Genomic DNA, 11,646 nt, shown 5'->3' with positions numbered 1-11,646 from the left:
GCTAGTCCTCTGTTATTTTATCGGCAGCCGGGGTGCAACCCAAAGTTGCAACCTGATGCTCCAGCTGCTTTACACGTTGATACAGTTGTTCAATCTGCCGTAGTTTTGCAGTATTTTTGCGCCACTCAACATTAGTTGTGGCCGGAAATCCTGACGAGTATACGCCTTTTTCAGCAATTGACTTGGTTATCATAGCCATACCTGTGATATTTACCCCATCACAAATGTCTATGTGGCCATTGATACACACTGCACCGCCAATAATGCAGTAACGACCAATTTTAGTACTGCCGGCGATAACAGTACAGCCGGCAATAGCGGTATGATCGCCAATTTGCACGTTATGCGCAATTTGGCATTGATTATCAATAATAACGTTATTGCCAATCCGGGTATCTTCTATTGCGCCCCGATCGATAGTAGTACTGGCCCCTATTTCACAATCATTGCCAATCAGCACAGTGCCGGTTTGCGGAATTTTAATCCAGCGTCCGCGCTCATTGGCAAAGCCAAAGCCATCAGAGCCAATGACTGCGCCACTGTGCACTATGCAGCGCTCACCCAGTTGTACGTTATGATACACACTAACATTGGCCCACAAACGGCTGTCTTTACCAATGCGGGTACCTTGGCCGACAAAGCAACCGGCGCCTACCTGGACGTTATCTTCCAGCACTACACCGGCTGAGATAACAGCATTAGCAGCCACTGCTACGCCCGTACCTAAGATTGCAGAGGGATCAATAACAGCTGTGGGATCGATAGCTATCGCTGCGGCAGGAGTTGAGTCCAGCCACTGTGCAACCCGGGCAAAGGCGACATAAGGGTCTTTGACTATTAATGAACTGACGCCTGGGGGCACAAAGGGTAAATCTGCTGAGGTAATTAACACAGCGGAAGCATTGGTTAGGCTTAAAAACTTACGATACTTGCTGTTAGCTAAAAAACTAATCTGGCCGCTGCCAGCATTTTCCAGCGTGGCAACAGCAACGATGCTGCATGCAGCATCGCCTTGCAGCTGAGCATCAAGTTGCTCAGCCAAATAAGCTAAAGTGCACGCCGTCATTATTTTGCTTTGCTAACCTGGGTCGCAACAGCTTCAGAGATATCATATTCTGGTTTGGCATACACGGCAGCGCCAGAGTTTAACACCAGATCAAATTTTTCCCGCTCGGCAACAACATCAATTGCGGTTTTGATCAGAGCTAAAATTTTATTACGCTCTTCGGCCTGACGGTTGCGGATTTCTTCATCCAGGGGCCGCGCCAGTTGCTCGTATTGTTGACGTTGTGTCGTCAGAGTAGTTTTTAAGCTGTCTTGCTGCTCAGTGCTCATAGTCGGGCCATCGCGGCGTAACTTTTCGATATTAAAGTTAATATCTTTTTCCAGCTTATTTACCGCTTCAACGCGCTGGGCAAATTCACTGCGAATGGTTTCCTGCAGAGCAGCAGATTGTGGGATTTTAGCCGCGACAGCCTGCACATCAACATAAGCAATTTTCATTTCTTTGGCAGCTGCGTTGCCCGCTACCAGTAAGCCAGCTAGCAACACCAGAGCACATTTTACTACTTTTGTATTTAACATCTTTTGTTCCCTATTTTTCTAATCTAGAAAGTTGTACCAATATTAAAACTGAAGTTTTCCTGCAAATCACCTTCCTGCTTTTTAATAATTTTCGCCAGGCTGAAGGTTAGCGGGCCCATGGGCGAAATCCACTGCAAAGATACACCAGCTGTAGCGCGAATCAACCCCGGATCGGCATAATCAATCAGGCCTGGTTGACGTTGACCATTTTGCAGTTGGGTCAGGCCGGCATAACGGTCTATATCAAATTCAGTATCCCAGACATTACCGGCATCGACAAAAATACTGGTGCGCACGGAATTTCGATAATCGTCACTTAAAAATGGGGTGGGTGTAATAAGCTCCAATGTCGCCACAGCCATAGCATTACCGCCAATAGAACGCTGAGATACCTGGTAATGGTCATCTTCAGGTCCGGTTGGGAAGCCACTTTGGCCGCTGCCTGGTAAGCCCGGCACCGAGTCTGCGCTGCGGAATATCGCATGCGGCCCGATAATACGGCTTTCAAAACCACGCAGGTTGCTACCACCTGCATTAAAGTTTTCGGTAAACGGCAGGGTAAAATCATAGCCTTCATCGCTACCATAACCGTTGCCATAACCCAATTCTACCTTACTGAGGAACGACCAGCTGTGATCGTTGCTCAGCGGAATATAGTTGCGGGCTTCAAATACCATTTTATAGTATTTCAAATCTGAGTTGGGTGTGGTGGCTTTAACCGTTGCACCGAGATAATGACCAGCCGTTGGAAACAAACCGCGGTTTAACGTGCTTCGCACCCAACCAGCCGACAATTCATAGTTGGTAAACCTATAGCCACCATCCGGGTTTTGCGCATCTAACAACACCGCGCGGAAATGGCGCAACTGATCATATTCCTGAATAGAATTAATCTTGTTTACTACATAATTTGCACCAAAATTCAGCCGGTTATACTCATTAATCGGATAACCGATGCTGGCCCCCGCACCATAACGGGTATAGTTATAAGCTTCGAGGTTAGAAGAGGCGCTGCTGTAATCCAGATCGGAGTAAAACAACTGGCCGCCGAGGCTGATACCATCAAGCGTAAAATAGGGGTCGGTATAACTTAAACTTAGTGACTTCTGGTATTTATTCGTACTGAGGTTAATACCGGCACTGTTACCTGAACCAAAGAAGTTTTCCTGCTGCACGCCAACCTGGAATGATAATCCCATATAGTTGCCATACGAAATACCGGCATTAAAGCTGCCCGACGGTTGTTCTTTAATGTTAAAGCCAACATCAACCAGATCATCGATACCGGCCACTGGCAGGGTTTCAAACTCTACTGATTCGATATAGGGTAAACGCTGAATACGCTGCTTAGAGAGCTCCAGTGCATCGTTTGATAACCAGGCACCTTCCATTTGCCGTAGCTCACGGCGCACGACTTCATCTTTAGTATTGGCATTGCCCGATACAGCTATACGGCGCACATAAACACGTTTGCCAGGTTCAACACTGATGGTCAGCTCAACGTCTTTGTTGTCATCATTAATTTTCGGGATAGTACGAACTTTAGAGTTGGCATAGCCAAAACGGGCTAATAATTTTGAGATGCTTTCTTCGGTATAGGTAACCAGAGCACCATTGTACAACTGGCCGTTTTTAATAGGTAAAACCTGGTTAATAAACTCATCCTGGCCGATTAAATCACCGACAAACTTCACGCCGTTTATCGTATATTGCTCACCTTCTGTCACATTAAGCGTCACGTAAACCGACGTTTTGTCCGGGCTCACCGAAACCTGGGACGAGTCAATATTAAAACGCAGATAGCCACGGTCCAGATAATAGCTGGTTATTTTTTCAATATCGCCCTGCAAAGTTTGCTTCTGATAACGGTCTGATGACATAAAACGCCACCAGGGTAAGTCTTGTAGCGACTCGATGTTTTTCAATAGTTCTTCATCAGAAAACAGTTTATTGCCAACAATATTAATCTGTCTGACTGAAGCGGCGTCACCCTCTTCAAACTTAACTTTCAGATCTACCCTGTTACGTGGCAGATAGGTAACGTCCATGTTTACTTCAGCCTGATATTTACCGACACCGTGATAAAATTCGACCAGGCCATTCTCAATACTTTTTAATACCGTTTTATCCAGCGGCTCGCCTGTTTCAACTTTGTAACCGGACAAACTTTCCAGCAGCTGCTCTTCTTTTATATCTTTATTGCCATCAAATTCAATGGCATTAATAGTTGGCCGCTCGCGCACGCGGAAGATCACGGTATTACCGTCGCGATACACTTTAATATCATCAAAATGACCAGCGGAATACAGGGCGCGAATACTGCGCGACAAGCTGTAATCAGTTACCGTATCGCCAACGGTAAAAGGTAAGTTATTCAGCGCAGCGCCCAAAGCGACACGTTGCAGGCCTTCGACCTGTATATCCTGAACCGTAAAGGATTCTTCAGCGAGCACCGAGTTACTGCTTGTAGCAAGCAACATCGCAGCTACTAATCGTTTAATTGTCATTATTTGAACTACTTATGATTAGTTATTTACAAACGAGAAATATCGTTGAGCAGCGCAATTCCCATCAACATCAGCAGGACTAACGCCCCAAAGCGAAAACCTGTTTCCTGCGTCTTTTCAGAGACAGGTTTACCGCGTATTAGTTCCACCAGCATATACATTAAGTGGCCGCCATCCAGCACCGGTAGCGGCAGAAGATTAATCACCGCTAAGTTAACACTTATCAGTGCCAAAAACGACAGAAAAGCCACCAAACCTATACTGGCTGTGGTGCCAGCACCCTGAGCAATGGAAATTGGTCCACTTAAATGTTTCACCGACACATCGCCGCTTAGCAATTTGCCGATCATTGCAATACTTAGCCGGGTCAGCTGCCAGGTATGCGACAGCCCGGCACCAACTGCAGCAAAAACACCATACTGACGGGTGTAAAGCACCCCTTCTGGCCATTCGCCTACTGCGGGTACAACACCCAGTATGCCCTGACTGAAACCGTCATCTGCACGCTGGCGGCCCGGTGTCACCTGAAGCTGCATAGTCTGGCCATCACGGTCTATAGTAAATTGCAGCACTTGTTCTGGTGCATTAGTTACCAGACGTTGCAATTGGCTCCAGTCACTGATGTCTTCGTCATCTATTCGCAGAACGATATCGCCACTTAGCAGGCCATCGCGCTCCGCGGCCGAATCTGGAGCCACCTGCGCTATTTTTGTCTGCACTTGTGGCCGGGCCAGTTGCAGGCCCAGGCTGTCAAACACGCTTTGTTTTTCCGGGTCAAACTGCCATTCACTGGTGTTAAGTGTCACCGTAGTTTGTTCAGTGCTTAGCATATCGCGCAGTTGCAGCGTAATACTGTCGCGGCCGATCTGTTCAACCAGTAACAAGTTAACACTGCTGATATCAGTAGCTGCATGTTGATTTACTGCGACAATTTGCTGATTCGGCTTAAAACCAGCCTGTGCTGCTATCGACTGAGGTGCCACATTGGCTACCACCGGCCGCATGGTTTGAACGCCAAGCATGTACATCAACCAGAGTGCAAACACCGCAAAAATAAAATTTGCTGCCGGACCAGCGGCAATAATGGCCATGCGCTGCCATACCGTTTTATGATTAAACGCCAAATCTTTAAACTGCGGTAATACCGGGTCGATCCGCTCATCCAGCATCCGTACATAGCCGCCTAACGGAATAGCAGCAATAACAAATTCAGTGCCCTGCTTATCGCGCCACCGCAACAAGGCTTTACCAAAACCAATTGAAAAACGTTTTACCAAGACACCATTTTTGCGGGCAACCCAGAAATGGCCAAACTCATGCACGGTAATCAGTACACCCAGGGCCACGATAAACGACAGTAAATTCCAGATTGCACCCGACATCAGGCTAATTTCCTTAAGGTATCTTGTGCGCTTTGCCGCGCCTGTTGATCAAGCGCCACTATATCATCGAGTGCACTGGCGCGAAAACCAACAAATTGTGTCAGACAAGCGCTATTCACCCGGGCAATGTCAGTAAAACGGATCTGACCGGCAAGAAAAGCCGCCACTGCCACTTCGTTGGCGGCATTTAGCGCGGTAGTTGCGCCCTGTCCGGCGCGGCATGCCTCTATGGCCAGATACAAATTGGGGTAGCGCTCGGGCTCGGGTTCGGTAAAGGTAAAATCACGCAGTTGTTTAAAATTGAGTGGCGCCACCGGGCTGGCCATGCGCCCCGGAAAAGCCAGTGCATGCGCAATAGGCGTGCGCATATCGGGCTGCCCCAGCTGCGCCAGTATCGAACCGTCGGTGTATTGCACCATAGAATGAATAATACTCTGCGGGTGGATCACAACTTCAATATCATCGGCGGCGCAATTAAATAACCAACGCGCCTCAATAAACTCCAGGCCTTTGTTCATCATGGTGGCACTGTCGACAGAGATTTTTTGTCCCATGCTCCAGTTAGGGTGCGCAACGGCCTGAGCCGGTGTAATAGCGTCAAACTGCGCTAACGGAGTCGTCAGAAAAGGTCCGCCGCTGCCGGTAAGTAACAACTTACTTATGCCAAAATCCTGTATCCGCTGGTCATGCGTATGTTGCTGCAAAGCTGCCGGTAAGCATTGGAAAATGGCATTGTGTTCGCTATCAATCGGCAACAGCGTGGCGCCGTGCTGTTTAACCTTGTTGATAAACAGCTCACCGGTCATTACCAGCGCTTCTTTATTAGCCAGCAATACGGTTTTGCCCTGCTCTACTGCCGCCAGAGTTGGCAGCAACCCTGCGGCGCCAACAATGGCGGCCATCACGATATCGGCATCCGGGTGGCCGGCCAGCTGGCACAAAGCTGCATGGCCGCTTAGCACCTCTGTCGTACTGCCCGCTTGTTTTAACTGAAAGCTAAGCTCAGCAGCGGCTTTTGCATCAAACATCGCCGCGTAGCGCGGTTTAAACTGCAGACATTGCGCTAACAGTTTATCCACCTGGCTGGCGGCCGTTAACGCCAGCACCTGAAAACTCTGGCTATGCTGTGCTAACACAGACAGCGTACTGACACCTATAGAGCCGGTTGAACCGAGGATCACCACCTGACGCATCAATAGAAACCACCGAAAATGGCGATCAATAATGCAAACAGCGGCGCTGTTGCGGTCAAGCTGTCTATACGATCTAAAATACCACCGTGACCGGGCAAAAAGGCACCACTGTCTTTTTTACCCGCGACCCGTTTAAACATACTTTCGGTTAAATCACCAAACACCGACAATACCGTCAGCAGAAAAGCCGCGCCGTACCAGATGCCGGTTTGTGCCGGCCAGCCTTGCAAAGCGGCAACCACTGTTACCACTATGGCAACCAGCCCCAGGCCACCCAACATACCTTCAACCGTTTTGCCCGGGCTGACTTTTGGCAGTAGTTTATGTTTGCCAAAAGGTTTTCCGACAATGTAGCCACCGATATCAGCAGCCCACACCAGAGCCAGTAAACAAAAAATCAGCCAGGCACCGGTAAAGCTCGAAGCGGCATAATCAACATTGCGAATAAACAGCACCGCTACCCAGGCTGGGATCAACGTCAACCAACCCATTAAGGCCTTTAACCAGTCACGGTTGGCCCACAAACGCTGGCTGCGCGGAAAACTCAGTACCAAAGCCACTGCGCACAGCCACCAGAACGCGCCAAGCAGCAGCAGACTACTGAGCAAAATATTCGATTCAATCGGCAATGCCGGTGTAACCGGTAATCGCCAGTACAATAGCGCCAGCAGCAGCGCCGTCAGCGCAACATAGGTCCAACGCATAGCTTTACTGGCTAAGCCGCAAAAACCGCTCCACTCCCAGGCCCCCAGTAAAAAAGCCACCGATATAAAAACAGCAAAACCCGGCAGCGGTAAAAAAAACACTGCGGCTAAAGCCAGTGGCGCCAGAAACAGCGCTGTTATCACCCGTTGTTTAAACAATCTCGTTATCCTTTAGCAAGCGCCGCCAGCTGTCGTACTTGTTCCGCAGTACAACCAAACCGACGCTCGCGATTGACAAAAGCGGCAATAGCATCTGAAAACACTTGTTGGTCAAAATCCGGCCAGAGCGTGTCAGTAAACCAAAACTCAGCATACGCGGCCTGCCACAGCAAAAAATTACTGATGCGTAAATCGCCGCCGGTACGGATCAACAAATCCAGCTCAGGTTGATCGTGCATCTGGATCTGCTGTGCCAGCAATTCTTCTGTTATCTGCTCTGGCGCTAAGCTACCGGCCTGTACTTGTTTAGCCAGCGCCTGAGCCGCGTGGGTAATGTCCCAGCGTCCGCCATAGTTAGCCGCTATATTCAGCGTTAAGGCTGTATTGTTGGCCGTCAGTTGTTCAGCTTTGGCAATATTGGCTTTTAGTTTATCGCTGAACGCCGTCAGATCACCGACGACTTTTAACCGCACATTATGTTTGTGTAAGGTTTTCACTTCAGTTTGCAGCACCATTAAAAATAGCTGCATCAATGTTGATACTTCGTCTTCAGGTCGCCGCCAGTTTTCGCTGCTAAAAGCAAACAGGGTTAACGACGGTATTCCGAGTTCGCGGCATAAACTCACGCTGCGACGCACGGCTTCAACGCCCTTTTTATGCCCCCACACCCGCGGTTTGCCCTGCCGCTGCGCCCAACGGCCGTTGCCATCCATTATTATTGCCACATGCTGCGGCAAGCTTTGCGGTTTAAGCTGCGTCTGTGCAGTCATAGGTGCGACCTGTCCTTAACCTTTTACATCAGTCTGAAGCTGATTCTGTACCACTAAAACATTACAACCAAATAGAAAAAAGCGCCGTAAAGCCAAAGCGTCACGACGCTGCTAAGGTAACAGAAGTCTGAGTTAGACTTCCATTAATTCCTTTTCTTTGTCTGCCAGTACTTCGTCAATTTTTTTCACGAAACTGTCAGTGATTTTCTGAATTTCATCTACGGCACGGCGTTCGTCATCTTCGCTGATGGCTTTATCTTTTTGCAGTGCTTTTAAATCTGCATTGGCATCACGGCGAATATTGCGCACCGCTACCCGGCCGTTTTCTGCCTCGCCACGTACCAGTTTTACCAGACTTTTACGGCGCTCTTCAGTCAGTGCTGGCAGTGGTACGCGAATTACCGTACCGGCAGACATTGGGTTTAAACCCAAATCGGACGCCATTATGGCTTTTTCTACCGCCGCCGCCATGCTTTTATCAAACACGGTAATAGCTAAAGTACGGGCATCGTCGATAGACACATTGGCAACCTGACGCAGAGGCGTATCAGTGCCGTAGTAAGAAACAGAAATGCCATCTAACAAGCTGGGGTGAGCACGGCCAGTACGCACCTTAGTTAATTGTACTTTAAGTGCATCAACGCTTTTTTCCATCCGCACTTTGCTGTCTGTAATAATGTCGTTAATCACGATCGATATCCTTTTTTATTCATTGCCTGGCTGCAACACAGCCGCACCAAGACCGGCTAGTTTACTGTAAATTTTCCGCGTGGTCGATGACTGTACCTTCCTGCTCGCCCATGATCACCCGCTTTAGCGCGCCTGGCGTGTTCATATTAAACACCCGAATTTGCAGGTTATGGTCTCTTGCCAGCGTAAAGGCAGCTAAATCCATCACTTTCAGTTCTTTATCCAACACTTCATTATAGGTAAGTTGGTTATATAACGTGGCGCTGGGATCTTTAACCGGATCAGCAGAAAACACGCCATCTACTTTAGTGGCTTTTAACACCGCATCCGCTTCAATTTCAATGCCGCGCAAGCAGGCAGCAGAATCTGTGGTAAAAAACGGGTTACCGGTACCGGCAGAAAAAATCACTACCCGGCCTGATTTTAATAAACTGATGGCTTCAGCCCAGCTGTAGTTGTCACAGACGCCGTTTAACGGAATGGCGCTCATCATGCGGGCGTTAACATAAGCACGGTGCAGCGCATCGCGCATTGCCAGGCCATTCATTACCGTGGCCAGCATACCCATGTGGTCGCCAACAACGCGGTTCATACCGGCTTTAGCCAGGCCTTCACCGCGAAAAATGTTTCCCCCACCAATAACGATACCAACCTGGACGCCAAGCTCTACCAGCTCTTTAATTTCTTGCGCCATCCGGTCCAGCACTTTGGGGTCGATACCAAAGCCTTCGTCGCCCATCAGCGCTTCGCCACTGAGTTTTAATAAGATCCTGCGGTAGGTAGGTTTTGGATTTATGCTCATGACTTCCTCATCGTGCCGGGGTGAAATTAGATTATTGCGGGTAAAAAAAACCGCGATTTAAGTCTTGTCAGACTCAAAGTCGCGGTTATTTTAGCGGGTTTTGCCCAAAGGCAGAAGAATAAATTACTTCTTAGCTGCTGCGATTTGTGCAGCAACTTCTGCAGCGAAGTCTTCTTCTTTCTTTTCGATACCTTCACCCACTTCTAAACGGATGAAAGATACGGCTTTAGCGCTGTGTTGCTTCAGGAAATCACCAGTCGTAACTGACGGGTCTTTCACGAATGGTTGACCAGTTAAGCTCACTTCGCCAGTGAACTTAGTCATACGGCCAGCAACCATTTTTTCAGCGATTTCTTGTGGTTTACCAGAGTTAACCGCAATTTCTACCTGAATTTGACGCTCGCGCTCTACCACTTCGGCAGACACGTCTTCCGGGTTAACATAACCTGGGTTGTTAGCAGCAACGTGCATAGCAACGTCTTTAGCGATATCTTCGTTACCGCCTTCCAGCACGGCTAATACACCGATACGGCCAGAGTGCACGTAAGAACCAATTACGGCGCCTTCAACTACTGCTGCACGGCGTACGTTGATGTTTTCACCGATTTTAGCCACTAAAGTCGCGCGGGTATCTTCAACTGAAGTACCGTTTAAATCAGCCGCTAAAATAGCTTCGGCAGTGAACAGCTTGTTAGCGTGAGCTAAATCTGCAACAGCGTTAGCGAAAGCCAGGAAGCTGGCGTCACGGGCAACGAAATCTGTTTCGCAGTTAAACTCGATAGCAATACCGTAACCGTTTGCTACGCGAGTAATAATAGTACCTTCAGCGGCGATACGGCCTGCTTTCTTGGCAGCTTTGGCCAGACCACTTTTACGCATGGCGTCGATCGCAGCTTCAATATCACCTGCAGTCTCTTCCAGTGCTTTTTTACAATCCATCATGCCAGCGCCAGTGCGCTCGCGAAGTTCTTTTACTAAAGCGGCAGTTACAGCCATGGGAGCTTCCTCGTATTAATTCTGGTTAGACAAACAGGGGCCTTGGCCCCTGTCGCAATTCTGTACAATATAGCGCCAGCTTAGCCTGCGCCAATGACAGAAAAATTACTCTGCTTCAACAACGAAGGCTTCAGCTTCTGCCTGTACTTCGATGTTTTTGTCACGACCTTCCAGGATAGCCTGACCAACAGCACCCAGGTATAACTGAATAGCGCGGATCGCGTCATCGTTACCTGGAATTACATAGTCAACGCCTTTTGGATCAGAGTTGGTATCAACGATAGATACAACCGGAATACCCAGGTTGTTAGCTTCTTTGATCGCAATGTGCTCATGGTCAGCGTCGATTACGAACAGCACGTCTGGCAAGCCGCCCATATCTTTAATACCGCCTAAGCTCTTTTCCAGCTTGTCCATTTCACGGGTACGGTCTAAAGCTTCTTTTTTGGTCAGCTTGTCGAAAGTACCGTCCTGGCTCTGTGCTTCCAGATCTTTTAAACGCTTGATTGACTGACGTACTGTTTTCCAGTTAGTCAGCATACCGCCTAACCAGCGGTGGTTTACATAGAATTGGTCAGACTTAACTGCAGCTTCTTTGATCGCTTCAGAGGCAGCACGTTTAGTACCAACGAACAGGATTTTGCCCTTTTTCGCCGCTACTTGCTGAATGAATGCCAGTGCATCGTTCATCATAGGAACAGTTTGTTCCAGGTTGATGATATGTACTTTGTTACGCGCACCGAAAATGAATGGCTTCATTTTTGGGTTCCAGTAACGGGTTTGGTGACCGAAGTGCACGCCCGCCTGGAGCATGTCGCGCATAGAAACTTTTGCCATGATTTATTTTCCTGTATAAGGG

11 protein-coding genes are annotated in these 11,646 nt (G+C 48.5%); all 11 read right to left on the bottom strand.

What is annotated here, in order from left to right:
- Position 1: 1 nt before the first annotated feature.
- A complete protein-coding gene (gene lpxD, locus MN202_RS12515) occupies positions 2-1,066 on the bottom strand; it encodes a UDP-3-O-(3-hydroxymyristoyl)glucosamine N-acyltransferase (protein WP_335736466.1) in 1,065 nt (354 codons plus the stop codon).
- Positions 1,066-1,584 carry an OmpH/Skp family outer membrane protein gene (locus MN202_RS12510; protein ID WP_335736465.1) on the bottom strand — a complete coding sequence of 173 codons (519 nt, stop codon included), beginning with the start codon at positions 1,582-1,584 and terminating at the stop codon, positions 1,066-1,068. Before MN202_RS12510 ends, lpxD begins: the two co-directional genes overlap by 1 nt.
- A 23-nt stretch (positions 1,585-1,607) precedes the next feature.
- The gene (gene bamA / locus MN202_RS12505; protein WP_335736464.1) at positions 1,608-4,091 is read right to left on the bottom strand and encodes an outer membrane protein assembly factor BamA; all 2,484 of its coding nucleotides are present in this window, start codon (positions 4,089-4,091) and stop codon (positions 1,608-1,610) included.
- Between the two features lie 26 nt (positions 4,092-4,117).
- Entirely contained in the window at positions 4,118-5,473 is a 1,356-nt protein-coding gene (rseP, locus tag MN202_RS12500; RefSeq protein WP_335736463.1) for a sigma E protease regulator RseP, read from the bottom strand.
- Positions 5,473-6,666, bottom strand: coding sequence for a 1-deoxy-D-xylulose-5-phosphate reductoisomerase (gene ispC, locus MN202_RS12495; protein ID WP_335736597.1), 1,194 nt, complete (start codon positions 6,664-6,666; stop codon positions 5,473-5,475). The genes rseP and ispC overlap by 1 nt, the downstream gene beginning before the upstream one ends.
- Complete coding sequence (locus tag MN202_RS12490) at positions 6,666-7,529, bottom strand: phosphatidate cytidylyltransferase (RefSeq protein ID WP_335736462.1); 864 nt, start codon at positions 7,527-7,529, stop codon at positions 6,666-6,668. Before MN202_RS12490 ends, ispC begins: the two co-directional genes overlap by 1 nt.
- Positions 7,530-7,534: 5 nt before the next feature.
- Positions 7,535-8,299: a polyprenyl diphosphate synthase gene (gene uppS, locus MN202_RS12485; protein ID WP_335736461.1), complete on the bottom strand. Its 765-nt coding sequence runs from the start codon at positions 8,297-8,299 to the stop codon at positions 7,535-7,537.
- Between the two features lie 132 nt (positions 8,300-8,431).
- A complete protein-coding gene (frr, locus tag MN202_RS12480; RefSeq protein WP_335736460.1) occupies positions 8,432-8,989 on the bottom strand; it encodes a ribosome recycling factor in 558 nt (185 codons plus the stop codon).
- Positions 8,990-9,050: 61 nt separating this feature from the next.
- A complete protein-coding gene (gene pyrH / locus MN202_RS12475; RefSeq protein WP_335736459.1) occupies positions 9,051-9,791 on the bottom strand; it encodes a UMP kinase in 741 nt (246 codons plus the stop codon).
- Positions 9,792-9,914: 123 nt separating this feature from the next.
- Positions 9,915-10,787: a translation elongation factor Ts gene (tsf, locus tag MN202_RS12470; protein ID WP_335736458.1), complete on the bottom strand. Its 873-nt coding sequence runs from the start codon at positions 10,785-10,787 to the stop codon at positions 9,915-9,917.
- Positions 10,788-10,892: 105 nt separating this feature from the next.
- Positions 10,893-11,624 (bottom strand): 30S ribosomal protein S2, encoded by a 732-nt coding sequence (gene rpsB, locus MN202_RS12465; protein WP_335736457.1) that lies wholly within the window; start codon positions 11,622-11,624, stop codon positions 10,893-10,895.
- Positions 11,625-11,646 lie beyond the last annotated feature (22 nt).

The sequence above is a fragment of the Rheinheimera muenzenbergensis genome (assembly GCF_036984005.1).
Classification (GTDB): Bacteria; Pseudomonadota; Gammaproteobacteria; order Enterobacterales; family Alteromonadaceae; genus Alishewanella; species Alishewanella muenzenbergensis.
The sequence above is the reverse complement of the archived record's forward strand: the minus strand, read 5'-3'. Positions and strand labels throughout refer to the sequence as shown.

Coding starts and splice junctions, on each gene's coding strand:
- uppS (WP_335736461.1), bottom strand. CDS start 8,299: ATGACTGCACAGACGCAGCTTAAACCGCAAAGCTTGCCGCAGCATGTG.
- lpxD (WP_335736466.1), bottom strand. CDS start 1,066: ATGACGGCGTGCACTTTAGCTTATTTGGCTGAGCAACTTGATGCTCAG.
- ispC (WP_335736597.1), bottom strand. CDS start 6,666: ATGCGTCAGGTGGTGATCCTCGGTTCAACCGGCTCTATAGGTGTCAGT.
- bamA (WP_335736464.1), bottom strand. CDS start 4,091: ATGACAATTAAACGATTAGTAGCTGCGATGTTGCTTGCTACAAGCAGT.
- pyrH (WP_335736459.1), bottom strand. CDS start 9,791: ATGAGCATAAATCCAAAACCTACCTACCGCAGGATCTTATTAAAACTC.
- rseP (WP_335736463.1), bottom strand. CDS start 5,473: ATGTCGGGTGCAATCTGGAATTTACTGTCGTTTATCGTGGCCCTGGGT.
- rpsB (WP_335736457.1), bottom strand. CDS start 11,624: ATGGCAAAAGTTTCTATGCGCGACATGCTCCAGGCGGGCGTGCACTTC.
- tsf (WP_335736458.1), bottom strand. CDS start 10,787: ATGGCTGTAACTGCCGCTTTAGTAAAAGAACTTCGCGAGCGCACTGGC.
- MN202_RS12510 (WP_335736465.1), bottom strand. CDS start 1,584: ATGTTAAATACAAAAGTAGTAAAATGTGCTCTGGTGTTGCTAGCTGGC.